At 72.2% G+C, this 20,327-nt stretch carries 19 protein-coding genes and 1 pseudogene; 8 read left to right on the top strand and 12 right to left on the bottom strand.

Going from position 1 to position 20,327, the window contains the following annotated elements; translation table 11 throughout:
- A pseudogene (locus MMR14E_RS08570) lies at nucleotides 1-670 on the top strand (hypothetical protein); the annotation flags it as partial.
- Nucleotides 671-704: 34 nt separating this feature from the next.
- On the opposite strand, the gene MMR14E_RS08565 reads toward MMR14E_RS08570, so the two are convergent.
- A complete protein-coding gene (locus MMR14E_RS08565) occupies nucleotides 705-1,568 on the bottom strand; it encodes a hypothetical protein (protein WP_331313705.1) in 864 nt (287 codons plus the stop codon).
- 307 nt (nucleotides 1,569-1,875) lie between these two features.
- On the opposite strand from MMR14E_RS08565, the gene MMR14E_RS08560 reads away from it, so the two are divergent.
- The 5 genes from MMR14E_RS08560 (at nucleotide 1,876) to holA (ending at nucleotide 7,914) form a co-directional block, all read left to right on the top strand.
- Nucleotides 1,876-2,754: a phosphatase PAP2 family protein gene (locus MMR14E_RS08560; protein WP_331313704.1), complete on the top strand. Its 879-nt coding sequence runs from the start codon at nucleotides 1,876-1,878 to the stop codon at nucleotides 2,752-2,754.
- 130 nt (nucleotides 2,755-2,884) lie between these two features.
- Entirely contained in the window at nucleotides 2,885-5,128 is a 2,244-nt protein-coding gene (locus MMR14E_RS08555; protein ID WP_331313703.1) for a TonB-dependent siderophore receptor, read from the top strand.
- A gap of 107 nt (nucleotides 5,129-5,235) precedes the next feature.
- Nucleotides 5,236-6,195, top strand: coding sequence for an AEC family transporter (locus MMR14E_RS08550; RefSeq protein WP_331313702.1), 960 nt, complete (start codon nucleotides 5,236-5,238; stop codon nucleotides 6,193-6,195).
- Nucleotides 6,196-6,360: 165 nt separating this feature from the next.
- On the top strand, nucleotides 6,361-6,906 hold the full coding sequence (gene lptE, locus MMR14E_RS08545) for an LPS assembly lipoprotein LptE (RefSeq protein ID WP_149313280.1): 546 nt from the start codon (nucleotides 6,361-6,363) through the stop codon (nucleotides 6,904-6,906).
- Between the two features lie 6 nt (nucleotides 6,907-6,912).
- Entirely contained in the window at nucleotides 6,913-7,914 is a 1,002-nt protein-coding gene (holA, locus tag MMR14E_RS08540) for a DNA polymerase III subunit delta (RefSeq protein ID WP_419539323.1), read from the top strand.
- A 224-nt stretch (nucleotides 7,915-8,138) separates the two neighbouring features.
- Here holA and MMR14E_RS08535 read toward each other — a convergent pair whose 3' ends face one another.
- The 4 genes from MMR14E_RS08535 to mnmG form a co-directional block, all read right to left on the bottom strand.
- A complete protein-coding gene (locus MMR14E_RS08535) occupies nucleotides 8,139-9,032 on the bottom strand; it encodes a ParB/RepB/Spo0J family partition protein (protein ID WP_026605106.1) in 894 nt (297 codons plus the stop codon).
- A gap of 61 nt (nucleotides 9,033-9,093) precedes the next feature.
- Nucleotides 9,094-9,951, bottom strand: a complete 858-nt coding sequence (locus MMR14E_RS08530; RefSeq protein ID WP_012321019.1) for a ParA family protein — start codon at nucleotides 9,949-9,951, stop codon at nucleotides 9,094-9,096.
- A complete protein-coding gene (rsmG, locus tag MMR14E_RS08525) occupies nucleotides 9,948-10,583 on the bottom strand; it encodes a 16S rRNA (guanine(527)-N(7))-methyltransferase RsmG (RefSeq protein ID WP_331313701.1) in 636 nt (211 codons plus the stop codon). Before rsmG ends, MMR14E_RS08530 begins: the two co-directional genes overlap by 4 nt.
- Nucleotides 10,580-12,481 carry a tRNA uridine-5-carboxymethylaminomethyl(34) synthesis enzyme MnmG gene (gene mnmG / locus MMR14E_RS08520; RefSeq protein WP_331313700.1) on the bottom strand — a complete coding sequence of 634 codons (1,902 nt, stop codon included), beginning with the start codon at nucleotides 12,479-12,481 and terminating at the stop codon, nucleotides 10,580-10,582. The genes rsmG and mnmG overlap by 4 nt, the downstream gene beginning before the upstream one ends.
- Before the next feature lie 393 nt (nucleotides 12,482-12,874).
- Between mnmG and MMR14E_RS08515 the strand changes: the two genes are divergently transcribed.
- Complete coding sequence (locus tag MMR14E_RS08515) at nucleotides 12,875-13,024, top strand: hypothetical protein (protein WP_331313699.1); 150 nt, start codon at nucleotides 12,875-12,877, stop codon at nucleotides 13,022-13,024.
- A gap of 133 nt (nucleotides 13,025-13,157) precedes the next feature.
- On the opposite strand, the gene MMR14E_RS08510 is transcribed toward MMR14E_RS08515, so the two are convergent.
- Both MMR14E_RS08510 and MMR14E_RS08505 read right to left on the bottom strand, forming a co-directional pair.
- Nucleotides 13,158-13,379 carry a heavy-metal-associated domain-containing protein gene (locus tag MMR14E_RS08510; RefSeq protein WP_331313698.1) on the bottom strand — a complete coding sequence of 74 codons (222 nt, stop codon included), beginning with the start codon at nucleotides 13,377-13,379 and terminating at the stop codon, nucleotides 13,158-13,160.
- A gap of 68 nt (nucleotides 13,380-13,447) precedes the next feature.
- Nucleotides 13,448-14,320: a MipA/OmpV family protein gene (locus tag MMR14E_RS08505; RefSeq protein ID WP_419539324.1), complete on the bottom strand. Its 873-nt coding sequence runs from the start codon at nucleotides 14,318-14,320 to the stop codon at nucleotides 13,448-13,450.
- Nucleotides 14,321-14,560: 240 nt separating this feature from the next.
- Here MMR14E_RS08505 and MMR14E_RS08500 point away from each other — a divergent pair, with 240 nt between their 5' ends.
- Entirely contained in the window at nucleotides 14,561-15,982 is a 1,422-nt protein-coding gene (locus MMR14E_RS08500; RefSeq protein WP_331313696.1) for an EAL domain-containing protein, read from the top strand.
- 76 nt (nucleotides 15,983-16,058) lie between these two features.
- On the opposite strand, the gene MMR14E_RS08495 is transcribed toward MMR14E_RS08500, so the two are convergent.
- From MMR14E_RS08495 to bla, 5 genes are all read right to left on the bottom strand, one after another.
- Nucleotides 16,059-17,309, bottom strand: a complete 1,251-nt coding sequence (locus tag MMR14E_RS08495) for an OprO/OprP family phosphate-selective porin (protein WP_331313695.1) — start codon at nucleotides 17,307-17,309, stop codon at nucleotides 16,059-16,061.
- A gap of 138 nt (nucleotides 17,310-17,447) precedes the next feature.
- Nucleotides 17,448-18,296, bottom strand: coding sequence for a pantoate--beta-alanine ligase (panC, locus tag MMR14E_RS08490; protein ID WP_331313694.1), 849 nt, complete (start codon nucleotides 18,294-18,296; stop codon nucleotides 17,448-17,450).
- Nucleotides 18,297-18,393: 97 nt separating this feature from the next.
- Nucleotides 18,394-18,750 (bottom strand): hypothetical protein, encoded by a 357-nt coding sequence (locus tag MMR14E_RS08485; protein ID WP_331313693.1) that lies wholly within the window; start codon nucleotides 18,748-18,750, stop codon nucleotides 18,394-18,396.
- Nucleotides 18,751-18,825: 75 nt separating this feature from the next.
- The gene (locus MMR14E_RS08480) at nucleotides 18,826-19,419 is read right to left on the bottom strand and encodes an aminoacyl-tRNA deacylase (RefSeq protein ID WP_331313692.1); all 594 of its coding nucleotides are present in this window, start codon (nucleotides 19,417-19,419) and stop codon (nucleotides 18,826-18,828) included.
- A gap of 11 nt (nucleotides 19,420-19,430) precedes the next feature.
- Nucleotides 19,431-20,309 carry a class A beta-lactamase gene (bla, locus tag MMR14E_RS08475; protein WP_331313691.1) on the bottom strand — a complete coding sequence of 293 codons (879 nt, stop codon included), beginning with the start codon at nucleotides 20,307-20,309 and terminating at the stop codon, nucleotides 19,431-19,433.
- Nucleotides 20,310-20,327: the final 18 nt, after the last annotated feature.

The raw sequence follows: 20,327 nt of genomic DNA, 5'->3' as shown, positions 1-20,327 counted from the left end.
ATTCCTCATCCTGTTCCTGGCGATGCTCGCCTCGTCGCTGGACCAGCAGCGCGTGCAGCGCGAGCTCCAGGCGAGCGAGGCGCGGTTCCGGGCCGCCGTTCAGGCCGTGCGCGGCGTGCTCTGGACCAACGATGCCCAGGGCCGGATGCTCGGCGAGCAGCCGGCCTTCGAGCGGCTGGTCCTGGTGGCGCCGACCTGGCGGGGGCCGCTGCCCACCGCGATGCCGGGGCGGGCGCACTGGTTCCCGCGCATCCGCCGGGCCGTGGAGGCCCCGATCCTCGGCGAGGCGCTCTACCGGATCAACATCAGCCCGCCGATCATCGGCCGGATGATGCGCGCCCACGTCTACGCCGACGCGGCCCGGGTCACCCCGGCGGTGATCCGCGACAAGTACGCCATCACCCGCCAGCGCAACGGCCGCTTCGGCACCGCCGCCTTCGTCACCGGCGGCCTCGACCCGGTGGGCAGCCGCGAGGCCTTCCTGGCCCTGTTCGGCGACGGCCTGCCGCCGACCCTGGTGCTGCGCCCCGCGGGCGCCCCGCGGCGCTCGGGCGCCGAGATGGACGCCCTCATCGCCCAGGGCGGCGTGACCGGCGCCGCGATCCCCGGCGCCCTGAGCCCGCACGAGGAGCATCCGGACGCCGTGGCCGCCGCGATCCGGGAAGGCTGATCCGTTCGAGGACTCCCGGAAAGGTTCCAGCCGGTCATCCCGCCTGATCCCACGTTATGATCGGCCTCATGATTGTTTCGCGCTCGTCGACTTCGTGAATGCCGTCGTAGCTGACGCCACAGAACCTGAGATTGTTCTTGTAGAAGAACAGATGGGACGCCATTTCCAGAAGGAAGGTGAATGGTTTCTCGTTCCGATACGTTCCTGTTCTGCGCACGTAGAGTTCGGGCTGTCGAACGATGTTCCAGTCTGCGTCAAAAAATCTTCGTATCAATGGGAGATAGAATTTGACGTACTCGATCAGATGTTCCCGCGATTGGAATCCGATATAGTTGCAGAAGAAGTCGGAGATCATGCGGTACTGATCGACGAAGCGCACGCCGTACAGCCCGTCGAGAAAGGCGATGCCCTCATCCTTGATGCCGAGATAGCCAACTTGCTTGTAGAGCTGAAGATCTTGAAAATTGGCCTTTCGATCGTACGAAGGTAGATATCCCCATCCGTAACACTTCAGGCACGGGAAGGCGAACGCCAGCACCGTCTGAAGCTCCAGGGGTAGGGACAGATTCTTCTCGAAGAACCGTGACGACACGACGAAGAACGGATACTGCGCGAAAGGCTTCTCGAATTCGGTGAGAAGGAACGACCATTCCGCGATGAATCGGCTCCCGGCGTCGATGATGCTGGGATTGAGGATGCGTTCCTCGATGTACGCGCTTCGGAAATCGCGGGGCGCACCGTTTCTATCGACGAAATAGAATCTCGCAGGGAGGTCCCTGTCGAAGAACCTCCTGTCTATCGGCGTCGATCTCGCGACATGATTGAATTCATGCGCCGTGATGACGTAGAGAGACCCGAGTTCTTCGCGGCGGTGATCCTCCTCCCGGGTGTCAATCATCAGAGTGCCGCTTTGCGCTGCCCGCGATAGAGCATCTACCGGTCACTGTTGCCGAGCAAACTTGCCTCGGGCTTGCATCCGAGGTCGTCGACGTGCGTTTCCCCGGCCATCGCCGTGCTCTGACGACGCTTCGCACTCCGCGCCGACCGGAATGCGCACCTACAACATGCAGCGGTTCATAAGGCGCCCCGGCCGCCGCGCGCTGGACAGATCGAGCCGCCTGTGCAGGGACTGAACGGGCCGGCTGAGCCGTTCCTCCGGCAGCGGGCGCGCCCCGCAGATTCCATCCGAGAGAGTCCCGGATCCGATGCTGCGCACGCCGTCCCTGCCCCTCCTCGCCCCGGCCGCCCTCGCCCTCCTTCTGGCCGTCGCGGCCCGCGCCGAGGATTCCCCTCGCCCCGTGCCCCCGGGCACGCCCGCGGCCCCGTCCCTCGGCGCCGACACGCTGAAGCCCGGCAAGCCGGCCGTGAAGCCCTACCTGGCCGACGCGGCGGTGCCGGACGCCGTCCAGTTCCTGCCCTCCCCGCCGGCCCACGACGCGCCCCTCGACAGGGCCGACCGGGCGGCCTTCAACAGCACCCGCGCCCTCAAGGGGACGCCCCGCTGGGATCTGGCCGCCAACGACGTGTCCGAGGGCGCCGCCGCCGTGCTGGAGAATTTCGCCTGCGTGCTCGGCACCCGGATCGACCAAGCGCGGGTGCCGGCCGTGATCAACCTCCTAGAGCGCGCCCGCCTCGACCTCGCCCGGGCGACGCGGGGGCCCAAGGTGCATTACCGCCGCCTGCGCCCGTTCGTCGGCAACGAGGCGCCGATCTGCGTGCAGCGCAGCCAGGCCCTGGCCGACAGTTTCAGCTACCCCTCCGGCCACGCCACGCAGGGCTGGGCCTACGCGCTGATCCTGGCATCCCTGGTGCCCGAGAAGGCGACCCCGATCCTGGCCCGCGGCCGGGCCTACGGCGAGAGCCGGATCGTCTGCGGCGTGCACTGGCTCAGCGACGTGGCGGCGGGACGCCTGACCGGAACCGCGGTCTTCGCCGCGCTGATGGGCGATGCGGCCTTCCGGGCCGACATCGACAAGGCCCGCGCCGAGCTGCGGGCCGCCCTGGGCGGCGTCGGACTGGCGCCCGATCAGGCCGCCTGCACCCGGGAGGCTACCGCCCTGCGGGAGCCGCCGCTGGAGTTCTAGGCTCGAACCGTTCCAGATTTGAACGCTTCTAAGTGTGTGATTTACAACACGTTTTCGGCTTGATCGAGAGACCGTGATTGGTGGTACGTGAACGCCGGGCGCCGCGTCGCGGCGTGTTCGTGAGTCTCCGATGTCGCTTCGCTCCGCTCAATCCGGCCTGCTCCTCGCCACCACCGCGCTGACCACCGTCGCCTTCGTTCAGGCCGCTGCCGCGCAGGGCGCCGCCGTCCAGCTCAACGAGATCTCCGTGGAGGCCGCCCGGCCGGCCGTCGCGGCCCCGACGGGATCCGGCAGCGGCGGCGGCAATGTCAGCGGCGGCGACGGCGGCAGCGCGGCCACCAGCGGCGGCGGCGGCGGGCCCTCCGGCGTCACCGGCTACGTGGCGCGGGTGAGCCCCACCGCGACGAAGACCAACACGCCCCTGCTCGAGACGCCGCAATCGGTCTCCGTGGTCACCCGCGAGCAGCTCAACGACCGCAACGTGCAGAGCCTCAACGAGGCGGTGGCGTACACGCCCGGCGTGTCCAGCAACGTGTTCGGCTTCGACCCGCGGGCCGACGCGTTCTACATCCGCGGCTTCGCCGAGACCTACGACGGCATCTTCCGCGACGGCCTGCGCCAGACCGGCGTCGGCTTCGCGGTGCCGCGGATCGAACCCTACGGGACGGAAGCCCTGACGATCCTCCGCGGGCCGGCCTCCGGCCTCTACGGCCTGGGCTCGCCCGGCGGCATCGTCGACGTGACCAGCAAGCGGCCGGTCTTCGCCCAGTTCGGCGAGGTCTGGTTCCAGGGCGGCAACTTCGACCGCTACCAGGGCAATTTCGACATTGGCGCCCCGGTGGAGGGATCCGACGGCACCATGGCCTTCCGCCTGACCGGCGTGGCCCGGCAATCCAACACGTTCCTGCCCGGCCCCGGCGTCCGGGACGACCGCTTCACGATCGCGCCCGCCTTCACGTGGCGCCCCACAGCCGACACGACCTTCACGCTGCTGACCGAGTTCCAGGAGTCGAACGTCCCGGGCAACGCGAGCTTCTACAACTTCCCGGGCTTCCGCGTGTCGCGGATCTACTCGGGCGACGGCGCGCTCAACACCTACCGAACGGATCAGCACCGGATCGGCTACGCCTTCGAACACCGATTCTCGCCGGACCTGATCCTGCGGCAGAACTTCCGCTATTCCGGTGTCGACGCCAACTTCTCGTACACGCAGGTCGACAGTGTGACGGGTCTGAGCGCACAGCGCTCCACCGGCCTGTTCAAGCAGTCCCTGGCCTCCTTCGCGGTCGATACCCAGCTCGAGGGCCACCTCTATACCGGCCCGGTCGCCCACACGCTGCTGGCGGGCATCGACTACTACCACTACGACTTCTCGAGCGTCGCCGGTTTCGGCGTCGCGCCCGACCTCAACCTGCTCACCTTGAACTACGGTCGCCAGCCGATCGCGCGCCCCAGCATCGATCGCTCCTCGCGGCAGGCGCAGGATCAGGTCGGCGTCTATTTCCAGGAACAGGCGAAGTGGGGGAAGTTCGTCCTGACGCTGACCGGGCGGCAGGACTGGGTCGCCTCCGATACGGCGAGCGTGACCCGGGGCGTGGTCGCCGGTCCGCAGAGCCAGAACGACAGCGCCTTCACCTACCGGGCGGGCCTGAATTACGAGCTCGCGCCCGGCCTCGTGCCCTACGCGAGTTACGCGACGACCTTCACCCCCCAGGTCGGCGTCAACACCGTCACCGGCCGCCCCTATCGTCCGGCCACCGGCGATCAGATCGAGGCCGGTGTGAAGTACCTGATCCCGGGCACGAACATCAGCGCCGGCATCGCCGGGTTCGACATCAATCAGACCAGCATCCTGCGCCAGGATCCGACCAACTTCGCGAACCAAGTCGCGACCGGCGAGGTCAACTCGCGCGGCTTCGAGATGGAGGCGACGGCGAATTTCGCACCGGGGACCAACCTGACGCTCGCCTACACCCATCTCGACTTCCGCTTCGTGAAGCAGACCTCGGCCGTCACCGGCGCGGCGATCGACGGGAACCAGCTCTCCGGCATCCCGGGCGACACCTTCGCGTCGTTCCTGACCTACCTGTTCCCGCCGTCCTCCGCGTTGCGCGGCCTGACGATCGGCGGCGGCATCCGGTTCAATGCCAACAGCTTCGCCGACGACGAGAACACGGTGCGCAACCCGACCGTGACGCTGGTCGACGCCCTCGTCGCCTACGACTTCGCGGCGCTCGATCCGAAGTACAAAGGCTTCCGGGCGCAGATCAACGCGTTCAACATCTTCGATCGCGACTACTACAATTGTCAGGCCGGCTTCTGCTACCGCGGCGCGCCCGCGACGGTCATCGGCAGCCTGATCTACCGCTGGTAGCTTCCACGGGCGGGGTCCGCGGCATGGCAGGTCCCCGCCCGCGGCACTGGAGCCGGGATCGGAAACCGTCCTAAGGCCGGAGCATCGTCCTCCGACCCGGACCCGCCATGCTCTCGACCCTGCTGGTCGTGCTGCCGATCTTCGCGCTGATCTTCGCCGGCTGGCTGGCCCGGCGGATCGGCGTGCTCGGGGCCGCCGCCACCACCGAACTCAACCGGTTCGTGGTCTTCCTGGCCCTTCCCGCGCTGCTGTTCGACGTGACCGCCCACGCCCACTGGAGCGCCATCTGGAAGCCCGGCTTCATCGGCGCCTTCGGGCTCAGCAGCCTCGGGGTCTTCGCCCTCACCGTGCTGATCCGGCGTGGGGCGGGACGGCCGCTGGCCGACGCCGCGGTGGACGGGCTCAACGCCGGCTACGCCAATACCGGCTTCATGGGCTTCCCCCTGGCGCTGGTCGCCTTCGGGCCGGAGGCGCTGGCGCCCACCACGGTGGCGGCGATCCTCACGGTCTGCGGCGTCTTCGCGGTGGCGATCGTGCTGATCGAGACCGGGCTGCGGCGCGAGTCGGCCGCGTCGGGCCGGAGCGGCGGGCCCCGCCGGCCGGTCTGGTGGACGGTGCTCCGCTCCCTCCTGCGCAACCCGCTGCTGGTGGCGCCGGCGCTGGGCGCCCTGGTGCCGAGTGCCGGGCTGACCGTGCCCGAGGCGGTGGCCACGTTCCTGAAGCTCCTCGGCGGCGCGGCGGCGCCCTGCGCCCTGGTAGCGCTCGGCCTGTTCCTGGCCCAGCCCCGTCGCGCAGGGGGCGGGCAGGGGCGCACCGCCGCGCTGCTCGTCGGCCTCAAGCTCGCGCTGCACCCGGTCCTGGCCTACGGGCTCGGCCGCTACCTGTTCGACCTGCCCCCGCTCCTGCTGCACACCGCCGTGCTCATGGCCGCCCTCCCCACCGGCACCGGTCCGTTCATGCTGGCCGAGTTCTACCGGCGCGAGGCCGACCTGACCGCCACCGTGGTGCTGGTCTCGACGATGCTGGCCGTCGTCACGGTCTCGGCCTATCTCGCGGCGATCGCCTGAGATGGCCCGTCCTCCGGCCCCCGGACGGCCGCGGCCTCACATTCGGAAACCGGACGATCACGCTCTTGCCGCAGAGGAATCGTAACGTTTGCCCCGTAGCGTCGTGGCGCGGAACGCCGTGTCCGCGCTAGAACGATCCGACAGGCAGGGGCGGAACGACGGCGGATGGTGGGTTCGGGAGTTTCCATCGCGGGGCGGATCGCCCGCCTCGCCTGCGCGACCGGCCTGGCGCTGAGCCTCTCGGCCTGCTTCCGGCCGCTCTACGGGCCGACCGCCTCTGGGGAATCCGTCCAGGCGCTGCTCGCCTCGGTCCAGGTCGACGACGTCGCGATGGCCCAGGGCCAGGAGCGCCTCGGCCACTACCTGCGCAGCGAGCTGGTCTTCGACCTCGACGGGTCCGGTCACCCGGCGACCAAGCGCTACCGGCTGAAGCTCTCGGGCTCCGAGATCGTGCAGACCCCGATCGTCTCCTCCACCACCGGCCGCGCCGAGGCCGGCACGCTGGTGGCCAACATCAAGTACAGCCTCGAGGACATGAGCGGCACCAAGGTCTACACCGAGGGTGTCGCCACCTCGACCGCCACCTACGACCGCTCGGTCCAGCGCTTCGCCAGCCAGCGGGCGGCGCGGGACGCCGAGATCCGCCTGGCGGGCGTGCTGTCCGATCAGATCAAGAGCCGCCTCGCGGCCGTGCTCTCGACGAAGCCGTAGCCCGACGTGACGGCGGTCAAGGCCGGCGAGATCGAGGGGCTGATCCGGCGCGGGCCCGATCCGCGCATCCCCGTCATCCTGGTGTTCGGGCCGGATACCGGTCTGGTGACCGAGCGCGCCCGCAAGCTCGCCGAGGATTTCGTCGCCGATCCGGCCGACCCCTTCGCGCTGGTGCGGATCGACGGCGACGCCCTGGCCGCCGATCCGGGCCGGCTGTGCGACGAGGCCGGGACGATGGGCCTGTTCGGCGGCCGCCGGTCGATCTGGGTCCGGCCCGGCACCCGCAACTACGCGCCCGCCGTCGAGGCGGTGCTGGGCGCGACCGTCGCGGACGCCCGCATCGTCGTGGAGGCCGGAGACCTCGCCAAGAGCAACCCGCTCCGGACGCTCTGCGAGCGCTCCCCCAAGGCTCTCGCGATCCCCTGCTACGCCGACGACGAGCGGACCCTGTCGGACCTGATCGAGCGCACCCTCCAGGAGCGCGGCCTGCGCATCGACCGGGCCGCCCGGGAGGTCCTGGCCCGCAGCCTCGGCGGCGACCGCCGGGCGAGCCTGATGGAGATCGAGAAGCTCGCCCTCTACGCCGCGGGGGAGGGGGACCGGACCGTGACCCTCGAGCACGTCGAGGCCGTGACCAGCGACGTCGCGGCGAGCGTGCTCAACACCCTGATCGACGCCGCCTTCGACGGCCGCCGCGACGCGGTGGAGCGCGACTACCGCCGCTTCCGGCACGAGGGCCTCGACCCGGGCGCGGTGCTGGGCTCGGCGCTGCGGCACGCCCTGACGCTGCTCGCCACCCGGCTCGACAATCCCGACAAGACGCCCGCCGCGATGGTGGCGACGTGGCGGGGCCTGCATTTCAAGCGCAGGGCCAGCATCGAGGGTCCCGGGCGGCCACGCGCTGGCCTCGGCGGCCCTCCTGCGGGTCGCGGAGGCGGGGGCGCGGCGGCGTCGCTGAGGCCGTGCCATCCGGGGCGCGGGTGCCCTCGCCCGCGCGGGAGAGGGTGACGGCGCGCCGGTCCGCGTCCGGCGAGGCCCGCATGCGAGACGGCTGCGACAGGAACCGCGCGGACACAGACGCGCGATGTCGGCGCTCTATCGCCCGGCCCGGACCGGCTGGCCTGAGCGAGACACCACACCCTCTGCCACCGCGCGCCGCGGCCTGCTGACCGCGCTCATACCGGGCCTGCGCCGGGCCCGCTGAGACGGGGCCACCCGGCGGGGACGGTTCCTCAGGCGTCCGAGACCTTGAACCGGTTGAGCAGGGCCTGCAGCTCGTCCTGGGTCTCGTAGCGGATGCGGATCTCGCCCGAATCGGCGTCCTTCGGCTTGTAGGAGACCGGGACGCCGAGCGCCCGGTGGATCCGCAGCTCCAGGTCGCGCACCGTCGCGGGGCGCTCGGCCGAGAGGCGCGGGCGGCCGGGGCGGGGGGTCTCGGCCGGGGCTGCCTCCGCGGAGGCGATCGCCTCCACGTCGCGGACCGACAGGCTCTCGGCCACGACGCGGCGCGCCGTCGCCTCGGGATCGCGGACGGCCAGCAGCGCGCGGGCGTGGCCGGCGGTCAGCTCGCCCGCGGTGACCCGCTCCTGCACGGACAGCGGCAGGTTGAGCAGCCGGAGCGTGTTGGCGAGGTGGCTGCGGCTCTTGCCGAGGATCTCGGCCAGCTCCTTCTGGGTGTACGAGAAATCCTTCATCAGGCGCTCGTAGCCGGACGCCTCCTCGATCGCGTTGAGGTCGGTGCGCTGGACGTTCTCCAGGATGGCGAATTCCAGGGAGCCGCGGTCGTCGATCTCGACCACCACCACCGGCACCTCGTCGAGGCCGGCGCGCTGGGCGGCCCGCCAGCGCCGCTCGCCGGCCACGATCTCGAAGGTCCCGGGCACGTCGCCGATCGGGCGGACCACGATCGGCTGGATGATGCCCCGCTGGCCGATCGAGGCCGCCAGCTCGGACAGCTCCGTCTCGGCGAAGCTCCGGCGCGGGTTGCGCGGGTTGGCGCGCAGGAACTCGATCGGAACCCGGCGCTGCTCCTCGGCCTTGGCCGAGGCTTTCCCGGCCTCATTGAAGTCACCGATCAGCGCCGCGAGCCCGCGCCCCAGTCGAGGCTTCGCCCCCTCCTCCGCCATGATCGCCACCCGTGTCACGCTCCACACTCGCCCCTCGAACCGGGAGGGGGACTCAAACCCGTCAGGCCGCGGCCGGAACTCGGCCCTCGCGCTGGATCACCTCCGAGGCGAGGCGCAGGTAGGCCTGACTGCCGGCGCATTTCAGGTCGTACAGCAGCGCCGGCTTCCCGTGCGAGGGCGCCTCGGAGATCCGGACGTTGCGGGGGATCACGGTCTCGTAGACCTTGTCGCCCATGAAGCCGCGCACGTCCGCCACGACCTGGGCGGAGAGGTTGTTGCGCGGGTCGAACATCGTCAGCACGATGCCCTGGATCGTCAGCTTCGGGTTCAGGGCGCCGCGGACCTGCTCGACGGTGCGTAGCAGCTGGCTCAGGCCCTCCAGGGCGAAGAACTCGCACTGCAGCGGCACCAGCACCGCGTCGGCGGCCGCCAGCGCGTTGATGGTCAGCAGGTTGAGCGAGGGCGGGCAGTCGATCAGGACGTAGCTGATCCGGCTCAGGCTCGGCGCCTGGGTCAGGCTCTTCAGGACGCCGCGCAGCCGGTGCGCCCGGTCGGGGAGGGTGGCCAGCTCCAGTTCCAGGCCGAGGAGGTCCATGGTCGAGGGCGCAAGCGACAGCCGCGGCACGGCGGTGGGGACCACGGCCTGCGCCAGCGAGGCCTCGCCGGCCATGACCTCGTAGGTCGAGACCCGGCGCTTGGCGCGGTCGATCCCGAGACCCGTGGAGGCGTTGCCCTGCGGATCGAGATCGATGACCAGGACGTCCTCGCCGATCGCCGCCAGGGCGGTGCCGAGGTTGATCGCCGTCGTGGTCTTGCCGACGCCGCCCTTCTGGTTGGCGAGCGCCAGAACGCGCAGAGGGCGTCGCATGGATGAATCCATGGACCGGTCGGCGGGATCGCCGAGGATCGCTTCGCTCATCGGTGGCTCGGGGCGGCGAGGGCAGTGACGCGCACGATCCGGGCATCGGAATCGGTCCGGCTCGGCACGAGGTCGTTAACGACTCTCCACTGCGCGCCGGCCTGGGTCAATTCGGCTTGTACGTCCCGCCCCTTCGGAAACAGGCCGGTGGTGCCCGTTTTCAACAGAGGCTCGGTCCAGGCGAGGAGCTGAACCATCGGGGCGAGGGCGCGGGCGCAGACCACGTCGGCCCCGACGTAGTCGCCGATCACCGCCTCGATCCGGGCGTTGCGCACCCGGGCCGGGGCGCCGGTCAGCCGGGCGGTCTCGGTGAGGAAGGCGCATTTGCGCGCGTTGCTCTCGACGAGGTCGACCCGGACGCCGCGGTCCCGTCCGGCGATGGCCAGGATCAGGCCCGGGATGCCCGCGCCGGAGCCGAGATCGAGCCACGTGCGGGCCTCCGGTGCGAGGTCGAGGAGCTGCAGCGCGTCGTCGATGTGGCGGCTCCAGACCTCGGCCAGCGTCGCGGGGCCGACGAGGTTCTTGATCGGCTGCCAGCGCCGCAGCTGCGCCACGTAGAGGTCGAGCCGCTCCGCTGTTTCACGTGAAACACCGGCTGCCGCGAGGATACGGGCGCGATCCGGATCGCTCATGCCGGGTGCCGGTCCGCGGCGGTGGCGGTCGCGCGCGCGCCGCGCCGCGCGTGGGCGGCCAGCAGGGTGAGGGCGGCCGGCGTCACGCCCTCGATCCGCGCCGCCTGTCCCAGGGTCCCGGGGCGTACGGTCTCGAGCTTCACCCGCATCTCGTTCGAGAGGCCGCTGATCGCCGCGTAGTCCAGCCCCGCCGGCAGGCGCACGGCCTCGTCCCGTCGGAAGGCCGCGATGTCGGCGTCCTGCCGGTCGAGGTAGACCGCGTAGGTCGCGTCGGTCTTCATCCGGTCGGCGATCAGCGGGGCGACCTCGGCGAGGTCCGGCCACACCGCCGCCAGGTCCGACCAGCCGATCTCCGGGTAGGCGAGGAGCTGGAAGCCGGTGCGGCGGATGCCGTCTCGGTTCAGGACGATCCCGTGCGACGCGGCCTGGCTGGGCGTCAGGCTCACCGCGTCGAGGCGGGCGCGCGCCGCGTCGAGCGCCGCCTGCCCGGCCGCGAAATGGGCCGCCCGGGCTCCGCCCACGCAGCCGAGCGCGATCCCGCGCGGCGTGAGCCGGGCGTCGGCGTTGTCGACCCGCAGGGACAGCCGGTACTCCGAGCGCGAGGTGAACATCCGGTACGGCTCGCTGACCCCCTGGGTCACGAGGTCGTCGATCATCACGCCGAGATACGACTCGGCCCGGTCGAAGCCCGCGACGCCGAGGCCGCCCGCGTGCCGGGCGGCATTGAGGCCGGCGACCAGCCCCTGGCCGGCCGCCTCCTCGTAGCCCGTCGTGCCGTTGATCTGGCCGGCCAGGAACAGGCCCGGCAGGCGCTTCACCTGGAGGCCGACATCGAGCTCGCGGGGATCGACGTAGTCGTACTCGATGGCGTAGCCCGGCCGCAGGATCGCGGCCCGCTCCAGACCGGGGATCAGGCGGACGAGGTCGCGCTGCACCTCTTCCGGCAGCGCCGTGGAGATGCCGTTCGGGTATATGGTCGGGTCGTCGAGCCCCTCGGGCTCCAGGAAGATCTGGTGCCCCTCCCGGTCGCCGAACCGCACGACCTTGTCCTCGATCGACGGGCAGTAGCGCGGACCCCGGCTGGCGATGCCGCCGGAATACATCGGCGAGCGGTGCAGGTTGGCACGGATCAGGTCGTGGACTTCCCGGCTCGTCCGGGTGATGCCGCAGCGGATCTGCGGCGTCGTGATCCGCTCGGTCAGCGTCGAGAACGGCACCGGCTCGGCGTCGGCCTCCTGCATCTCCAGGCCGGACCAGTCGATGGTCCGCCCGTCGAGGCGCGGGGGCGTCCCGGTCTTCAGGCGCCCGAGGCGGAGGCCGAGGCGGTCGAGCGTCCGCGCCAGCCCGACCGCCGGCGCCTCGCCGACGCGGCCTGCCGGGATCTGCCGCTCGCCGATATGGATCAGGCCGCGCAGGAAGGTGCCGGTGGTCAGCACCACCGCGCCGCAGGCGAGGGTGCGGCCGTCGGCCAGGACGAGGCCGCGGAGCCGGCCCTCGGCGTCGAAGGCCAGGTCCTCGCAGGCGCCCGCCACCACGGTCAGTCCCGCGGTCGCGGCGACGGCGGCCTGCATGGCGGCGGCGTAGAGCTTGCGGTCGGCCTGGGTGCGCGGCCCGCGCACTGCCGGGCCCTTCCGTCGGTTGAGCAGGCGGAACTGGATGCCGGCCGCGTCGGCGACCCGGCCCATCAGCCCGTCCAGGGCGTCGACCTCGCGGACGAGGTGGCCCTTGCCGAGGCCGCCGATCGCCGGGTTGCAGGACATCGCCCCGATCGTCGCGGGATCGTGGGTGACCAGCGCGGTGCGCGCGCCGCAGCGCGCCGCGGCGGCGGCGGCCTCGACGCCGGCATGGCCGCCGCCGACGACCGCGACGTCGAACCGGGCGGAGGAGGGGGTGAGCATCGGGTACCGAGCAGCCTTTCGCAGACATCCCGCCGCGGGTGCGGGCGGCGCGCACGCACCGTGCGCGGTGCGTGCGCGGGGACCGGCGGATCTGCCGGGAGGTCTAAGCGCGCGCGGGCGCGGCGGTCAACGCGTCCCGCCCCGCCGGCCCGCCCCGATCGGGCCCATCTGAATGCGGTATTCAACGCGCCCGCGACGCGAAGATCTGTTGTTCGCGCGCGCGTTGCTGACGAAGGCCCGGCGAGGACTTGGCCGTCATCCCTTGCCAGTCCGTCCGGACCGTGCAAATCTTCCGCCGTGACTCAATCCTGAACGGACAACGCCGTCCGGCAGGCCCACGAGAGGGACTGTTTTCGCCGCGCCGCGGAGCGACGCGCGAGGAGGAGACTCGAGATGTCGTCGCTGACAATCGGCCTGGGCGCCGCCTGTTGCGCGGCCGGCGCCGCCGCCCATTTCCTCGACCGCACCCAGCGCAAGGAGGGCCTGTTCGGCCTCGCGGCCTTCGCCCTGCTCCTGACCGGGATGTTCCTGAGCCGCTCCTGAACGGGAGGGTCCGTCGTCCGGCGCGCCGTCCGGAATCGCGGGCCCGGCCGACGCGCGCCGCGCGCGAGGGTAGCGTCGGCTCCGCGCGGGGCGCTCCGGCCTCTACGGCCCGCAGGCCCGGAGGAGACCCGGCTCAGCCGGTCATGGCCGTCGCGGTGTAGCCGGCCCTGGTCAGGGCCTCGGCGATGGTCAGCGCCTGCGCGTCCGTGCGGATCGCCACGCGCGCGGCGTCCCGGTCGACCTGCACGTCGGCCGCGGGATCGATCCGTTTCACCGTGCGGGTCACCGCGGCGGCGCAGCCCTCGCAGGTCATGCCCTCGACCCGCATCAGCAGGTCGGCGCGCGTCACGTCCATCCGGGCCTCCTCGATCGTCTCCCGGGGATGTCGGGACCCGGCCGGCCCGGCGCAAGCCGGGTGTCGGCTCAGAACAGCGCCGGCATGCGGAAGGCGTAATCGATGCGCAGGCCGAACTGATACTGGTTGGGGTTGCCGAACGGGCGCCGCACCAGCGGGCTGTCGCCGGAGGCGCCCAGGATCCGGGTGTAGCCGGCATAGGCCGTGTACGACCACGTCTCGCTCTGCGTGTAGGTCACACCGCCGAGCACGCCCGCCGAGTAGAAGCTGCGCGGGTCGTAGGGCGTCACGCGCCCGTTCAGCGCCGCCTCGATCGGCGAGACGCCGAAATACTTCCGCGCGTAGCTGGCATCGCCGACGTTGAGGCGCGGCCCGATGGAGAACAGGAACTTCTCCGCCGGGATCAGATAGTCGGCCGCCACCGAGCCGACCGTCCCGTGGTGCCCGTAGACGCCCTGGCGCAGCTCGACGCGGGTCCGGATGAACGAGACCGGGTAGAACTCCGCGAACACGCCGGGCTCCACGGCGAAGCGGGCGTCGCGAAAACCGTACAGGTGGCGCCGGTCGTCGCCGTAGTAGCGCCCCGGCACGAAGCGCGCGGTCGGGCCGATGCGGAACGACTCGGTGTCGAAGAGCGAGAAGCTGAACCCGTCATCCGGCGTCGAGAAGCGGCGCGGCTCGCCGACGCGGCGGATATCGATCGAGGGGTAGCCGACGGCCGTGTAGTCGCTCGCGCCCGGATAGCGCGGCACGGCCTGGATCGAGCCGCTCAACGTGACGATCCAAGTGTTGGGATCGACCATCGCGAAGGTCGGCGTGGTGCGCGGGAGATCCGCGCCGAGATCCGCGGCCCGCGGCGCCGTCGTGCCGAAGGCCGCGAGGAGCGCGCCGGCGCCGAGAACGGCGCGAAATCGGGGAGTACGCGGGGGCACGGACGTCATGGCCACGCTTTATGATCCTTTTTCATCCGGTCCGCATTCGCTAGCCGCGCAACCCTCCCCGGATCGCCCCGCAATCGGGCGCGCCGTGACGAATCCGCAACGTTCCAGCGGGCGCGGGCGTCACACCGCCCGGAATTAACAGGCTACGGCGCGCCATCGCGGTCCCCGAGCCTTGCCGGGCGGGGTGCGGGCGGCCAATGATCCTGCGATTCGGTTCGCGCCCGGTGGGGATCGCTCGGGATGTCCCCCGGCGACCGGCGCGCGTTCCTGGCAGGTGTTCAGACGATGGTCCCGGTCCTCGGCCGGTACGCGGGGCTGCTGACGGTCGGCCTTCTCGGGCTCGTCGTGTTCGGGCCGCTCGCGGTGTTCCTGCCGCTCTGGAGTGCCCTGACGCTCGGCGCCGCGGCCGCCGTTGCGGGCGGTCTCGCCCTGACCCGCATCGCCACCCTCAAGGCGCGCTGCGAGAAGCTGTCCGGCGAGGTCGATCTGCTGTCCCGGCGCCTGCTCAAGGTCGAGACGGCGGCCGCGACCGCGGCGGCCCAGCCGCGGCCGGAGACCGCGGAGGCCGCCCTGCGCGCCCAGATCGAGGAGCTGACCGTCGAGTTCGGGCTGCTCAGCGGGATCGTCCGCGACCTCACGACGGTCGTGAGCGCCCAGGACGCCGAGATCGCGGGCCTCAAGGCCCGGCCAGAGATCAAGCCCGAGATCAGGCCCGCCGAGACGCCCCGGCCGCTGCCCGCGGCGCTCGCCACGGCCCTTCCGGACGCCGACGCTGCCCCGCCGCCACCCGCGCCGGTGCCGCCTCCGCNCCCGCCCCGGCCCGCGGCCGCGCCCGCGGACGAGGGCGCGATCATCGCCGCCTTCGAGGGGGACGGTCTCGAGATCCACCTGCAGCCGGTCGTCACCCTGCCGCAGCGCAAGGTGGTGGCCTACGAGGCGCTGGCCCGGCTGCGGATCGGCGGCCCCGGCGCGACGCCGGCCGAGCCGGAGATGTTCCTGCCGGTGCTGGAGCGCTACGGGCGCACCACCGAACTCGACCGCCGGATGCTCCAGCGGGCCACGATCGTGGCCCGCCACCTCGCCCGGCGCGGCAGCGAGACCCTGCTGACCTACGGGCTGTCGCCGCTGTCGCTGTTCGAGCCAGGCCTCCTGCGCGAGCTGGCCCGCACGGCCGCCGACGACCCGGCCCTGGCGGGCCTGACCATCGCGCTGCCGCAGGAGAGCTGGCGCCGGCTCGATGCCGGCCAGCGGGGCCTGCTCGCGCCCCTGCAGGGCCGGATCGGCTTCAGCCTCGACCGCCCGGACGATCTCCGCTTCGACGCCGCCGAACTCGCCGCGCTCGGCATCGGGCAGGTCAAGGTGCCGGCGGAGATGCTGCTCCGGCCCGGTGCCACCCGCGGCAGCCTGTCGGACCTCGCCGTCGAGGACACCGCGCCGGCCCTGGCCCGGGCCGGGATCCGCGTCGTCGCCACGGGCGTCGCCGACGAGGCCGATGTCCCGGACCTGATCGACCTCGACGTGCCGTTCGCGCAGGGGACGGCCTTCGCGGCGCCCCGGCCGGTGCGCGCGGAGGTCCTGGCGGCGCCGCCCGCCGGGGAGCCGACACCCCCGCCGGAGCCCGAACGGCGCCCGTTCCGGTCGGTCCTGCGCAGGGCTGTGTGACCGGCCGTGTGACCGGTCGTGTGACCGGTCGTGTCCGGGGCCGCGGCCGGGACTGGAGCCGCCCCGGCGGGGCGCGTCACCAGTAGATCTGCAGGCGCGCGATCACCGTGTCGACCGTGAACGGGCGGGTGCCCAGGGTCTCGGACTGGGCCTCCCCGGGCCGCACGCGCCCGCGGACGACGTTGCCGATCAACCGCAGGTTGGGCTCCGGATACCAGCTCAGGCCGAGGGTCACGTCCCGCTCCATGCCCCCGCGGAAGCCCCGCGCGTCCAGGTCGACGGCGCTGTAGCGCACCGCCAGCTCGAACACGCCGATCCCGCCCCGGGAGAGCCGCTGCGCCTCCGGAACCGTCACGCCCCGGAAGGTCGCGTAGGTCGTGCCGCTCTGCGGCGTCAGCGCGTAGGCGCGGCCCTCGCCGTTGAGCACCAGGGCCGCCTCGACGTAGCCGCCCTGGAAATCGAGCGCGGTGCCGGGCTGGCCGGGACCGCGGAACGGCTGCAACGCGGCCCGGATGTACTCCGCCTGCACCAGGAGCGGGCCGCGGCGATAGGCCAGCTCGGCACCGAGGCGCGACACGCTGGCGGCGTCGGGGAGATCGCCGGTATCCACCAGGGGACGCTCGAACAGGGAGGCGCCGGCGGGGCTGGAGAAGCTGAAGGCACCGTCCGAGCGGGACCGGCTGCGGAAGGCCCCCGCGAGCCCGAGATGCAGGGTCTCGTCGGCGGTCATGATCGGCGCGACGGTCGCGCGGGCCGCGACCGCGACGCCGTCCCCGTCGATGCCGCTGCTGGCGGCGTTGCCGAACACGCCGGCCACCGCGGTCCAGATCGCGCCCTGATGCCCGGCCGCGAGGCCGAACCGGCGCTCCGGCACGAGGGCGTTGGCCGCCGAGCGCTCGGCGAACAGCGTGTCGTTGTTGCTCTGCAGCCATTCCAGGCTAAAGGGCTCCTTCATGTTGCCGAGCGTCAGGATCGTGTCCGGCAGCCCCTTCCAGGCGACCAGCGCGTCGTTGATCGGCAACATCGGGTCGGCGAAATCGTACTGGAAGGCGATCACCCAGTCGCGGCCGACGGTGAGCGTCGGCTCGATCCAGGCCCGGCGCACGGCGACGTTGTCGGGGAAGGCCTCGGGCAGGTCGGGCCGGCTGAAGCCCGCCGCGCCGCCGTCGATGTGCAGCCGCCCGCCGATCTGGAGCTTCACGTCGGGCTCGGGAAAGGTGAGGGTGAGCCCCTTCGCGTCGTAGCGCAGGCGCTCGCCGGAGGGGCCGGCCATCCCCTCGAACGCGTCCTCGCCGGCGCCGGCGGGACCCGCCAGGGCGAGGGACATGGCCAGGACGGCCGGTGCGGTGCGCGTTCCGATCACGGGAGCAGCAGAGAACAGGTCGGCCGGGCGGCGCCAATCACCTGGCGCAGTCAAAGCCGGAAATCCGCGCGCCGTGGCCCGGCGGCCACGACCGCGGGCGGCCTAGACGGCGCGATTGTCGATCAGCCGGGTCCGACCCAGGAAGGCCGCGGCGATCACGCGGGCCGGGCCGTCGACCCGCTCCACCGGGAGCAGGGTCCGGGCGTCGCAGACCGCGAGGTACTGGACGCGGAACCCCGCCGCTTCCAGCGCCGCCCGCCCGGCGGCGATCCGGCCGGCCACGGGGGTGCCGTTGCGGGATGCGGAGGCGATCTCGGACAGGACGGCGTGGAGCTTCGGGGCGACGGCCCGCTCCTCGGCCGAGAGGTAGCGGTTGCGCGACGACAGCGCGAGGCCGTCGGGCTCGCGCACGGTCGGCACACCGCGGATCTCCACGGCGAGGTCGAGATCCGCCGCGACCTGCTGGAGCACGCGGAGCTGCTGGAAGTCCTTCTCGCCGAACAGGGCGACGTCCGGCCGGACCTGGTTGAGGAGCTTGGTCACCACCGTGGCGACGCCCGCGAAGTGGCCGGGGCGGAACGGCCCGCACAGACCTTCGGTCAGGCCGGCGACCTCGATCCGGGTGGCGAAGCCCGGCGGGTACATGGTCTCGACGCCGGGCGTCCAGGCGGCGTCGGCGCCGGCCCGCGCCAGCAGGGCCAGGTCCGCGTCCAGGTCGCGGGGATAGCGGGCGAAATCCTCGTTCGGGCCGAACTGGGTCGGATTGACGAAGATGCTGGCCACCGCCCGGCGGCCGATCCGCCGCGCCTCGGCCACGAGGGCGAGGTGCCCGTCGTGCAGCGCGCCCATGGTGGGGATCAGGACGACGCGCTCGCCCGCCGCGCGCCACGCGGCCACGCATCCGCGCAGGGCTTCGAGGTCGCGGAAGGACTGGAAGGTCGACTCGGACACGGCACGGGCTCCGGGGGAGGGCAGGGCCGGTCTAGAGCATGATGGGGGGCGGTGGAATCCGGCAGTCCGGTCACGGTCCCCGCCGCCCCGGTCGGCGTCACGGGCAGTAGGGCAGGAGCGAGCGTCCGAAGGGATCGTCCACGCCGGGCGGCGGCGTGAAGCCGTAATAGCTGGGATGCCCCAGGCCGTACTCGGAGCCGACGTAGCTCGGATCGTCCGGCGCGTTGGTGGGCACGGGCGCCCGCCGGGGCGTGCAGCCCACCGGCACGGCGCGGGACCGGACCGCGTAGACCGGACGGCGGTCGAGGCCGTCGTTGCGCGGGAAGAAGCGGGGAGGGCCGCCCACGCCCGTCTCGACGCCGCCACGGATGTCGAGATCGGCCGCGCGGCCCGGTCCCGCGAGCAGCAGGACGAGTCCGAGCGCCGTGATCGCCCTGCGCGCCGTTTCCCGCATGCCGCCCCTGCGCCGCCTTCTCCGCCGAGAGGCGACACCGTGCGACGGCAGGGTAAACGAGCGATTACCGCGGGATCACGTCAGCGGCACGACGAGGGCGTCCAGGACGGCAGCGAGATCGCCCTCGGTCAGGCGGATCTGCAGGCCCCGGCCGCCGCCGTTGACGTGGATCTCGGCCGTCGGGTCGGTCAGGGAACCGGCGTCGATCGCTGTCGGGAAGGGGCGCTTCTGCCCCAGTGGGCTGATCCCACCGACATGGTAGCCGGTCAGCCGCTCGGCATCGGCCGGCTTGAGCATGGCGGCGGCCTTGCCCGAGAAGGCGGCGGCGACCCGCTTCATCGACACCTCCCTGTCGGAGGCCACGAGCAGGCACACCGTCCGTCCGTCCACCGACGCCATCAGGGTCTTCAGCACGCGCCCCGGATCCACCCCGAGCGCCTCCGCGGCCTGAAGGCCGATGCGCGGCGCGTCCGGATCGTACGCGTAGACGTGGAGGCTGTGCGGGATGCCGGCCCTGTCGAGGGCGAGCGTGGCGCGGGTCGTCTTGGACGGTGTCTTGGACGGTGTCTTGGACGGTGTCTTGGACGGTGTCTTGGACGGTGTCTTGGACGGTGTCTTGGACGGTGTCTTGGACGGTGTCTTGGACGGCGTTCTGGCGGCTGTCTTCATGGTTCGTCCGGTCAGGTCGAATGGGCGCGCGCGGCGATGAGGCGGCCGATCTCAGCGTAGGCCGCCGCGCAGGTCTCGGGGGAGGCCGTCGATCCCGTGAGGTAGACCGCCACGAGGATCGGCGCGCCCCCCGGCGGCCGCAGGATCGCCACGTCGTTGACGGTGCCGTTGTCGCCGCTCCCGGTCTTGTCGCCGGCGACCCAGTCGGGCGGCAGGCCGGCCCGCAGGCGCTTCCGGCCGGTCTCGCAGGCGACCATCCAGGCCTCCAGCCGGTCGCGCGAGGACGGTGACAGGGTCGTCCCGAGGAGAATCCGGCCCAGGGTCGCCCGCATGGCGTCCGGCGTGGTCGTGTCGCGCGGGTCGCCCGGCAGCGCTGTGTTGAGGGTCGGCTCGGTCCGGTCGAGGCGGGTGACAGCGTCGCCGGTGGTGCGCAGCCACGCGGTCAGCGCATCGGGGCCGCCGAGATCCGCCAGGAGCAGGTTGGCGGCAGCGTTGTCGCTCCAGATCAGGGTGGCCGCGCACAGGTCGGCGACGCTCATCCGCCCGGTCCCGGCGCCGGCCTCCAGGGCCTTCCGAGTCACTGGCGCGTAGCTCAGGAGGTCGCCGGGACCGTAGGTGACGATCCGGTCGAGGGTCTCGCGGCCGGCATCGACCCGCGCCAGCACCGCCGCCGCCGCCAGAACCTTGAAGGTGCTGCACATCGGGAAGCGCGCGTCGGCGCGGTAAGCGGCGAGGACGCGGTCGGTCGCGGCGGCCGCGATCCCGAGGCGGCCGCCGAGCCGGCGCTCGACGGCGGCCCAGTCCGGCTCCGCCTCCGCGGCGCGCGTCGGACGGACGAGCGGCGCGGCGAGCAGGCCGAGGCCGAAGGCGCGGCGGGTCCAGACGATCATGGCGCATCCCCGTTCGAG

The organism is Methylobacterium mesophilicum, from assembly GCF_036441335.1.
Lineage (GTDB): Bacteria > Pseudomonadota > Alphaproteobacteria > Rhizobiales > Beijerinckiaceae > Methylobacterium > Methylobacterium mesophilicum_B.
Note: the sequence above shows the minus strand (reverse complement) of the source record. Positions and strands in the feature narration are given on the sequence as shown.

Bases quoted from the DNA above. Each gene is read 5' to 3' on its own strand.
- MMR14E_RS08510 (WP_331313698.1), bottom strand. From the start codon at position 13,379: ATGGACGTGACGCGCGCCGACCTGCTGATGCGGGTCGAGGGCATGACC.
- MMR14E_RS08515 (WP_331313699.1), top strand. From the start codon at position 12,875: ATGTCGTCGCTGACAATCGGCCTGGGCGCCGCCTGTTGCGCGGCCGGC.
- MMR14E_RS08565 (WP_331313705.1), bottom strand. From the start codon at position 1,568: ATGATTGACACCCGGGAGGAGGATCACCGCCGCGAAGAACTCGGGTCT.
- MMR14E_RS08560 (WP_331313704.1), top strand. From the start codon at position 1,876: ATGCTGCGCACGCCGTCCCTGCCCCTCCTCGCCCCGGCCGCCCTCGCC.
- bla (WP_331313691.1), bottom strand. From the start codon at position 20,309: ATGATCGTCTGGACCCGCCGCGCCTTCGGCCTCGGCCTGCTCGCCGCG.
- mnmG (WP_331313700.1), bottom strand. From the start codon at position 12,481: ATGCTCACCCCCTCCTCCGCCCGGTTCGACGTCGCGGTCGTCGGCGGC.
- MMR14E_RS08485 (WP_331313693.1), bottom strand. From the start codon at position 18,750: ATGCGGGAAACGGCGCGCAGGGCGATCACGGCGCTCGGACTCGTCCTG.
- MMR14E_RS08505 (WP_419539324.1), bottom strand. From the start codon at position 14,320: ATGACGTCCGTGCCCCCGCGTACTCCCCGATTTCGCGCCGTTCTCGGC.
- MMR14E_RS08530 (WP_012321019.1), bottom strand. From the start codon at position 9,951: ATGAGCGAAGCGATCCTCGGCGATCCCGCCGACCGGTCCATGGATTCA.
- MMR14E_RS08550 (WP_331313702.1), top strand. From the start codon at position 5,236: ATGCTCTCGACCCTGCTGGTCGTGCTGCCGATCTTCGCGCTGATCTTC.
- rsmG (WP_331313701.1), bottom strand. From the start codon at position 10,583: ATGAGCGATCCGGATCGCGCCCGTATCCTCGCGGCAGCCGGTGTTTCA.
- MMR14E_RS08535 (WP_026605106.1), bottom strand. From the start codon at position 9,032: ATGGCGGAGGAGGGGGCGAAGCCTCGACTGGGGCGCGGGCTCGCGGCG.
- lptE (WP_149313280.1), top strand. From the start codon at position 6,361: ATGGTGGGTTCGGGAGTTTCCATCGCGGGGCGGATCGCCCGCCTCGCC.
- MMR14E_RS08555 (WP_331313703.1), top strand. From the start codon at position 2,885: ATGTCGCTTCGCTCCGCTCAATCCGGCCTGCTCCTCGCCACCACCGCG.
- MMR14E_RS08480 (WP_331313692.1), bottom strand. From the start codon at position 19,419: ATGAAGACAGCCGCCAGAACGCCGTCCAAGACACCGTCCAAGACACCG.
- MMR14E_RS08495 (WP_331313695.1), bottom strand. From the start codon at position 17,309: ATGTCCCTCGCCCTGGCGGGTCCCGCCGGCGCCGGCGAGGACGCGTTC.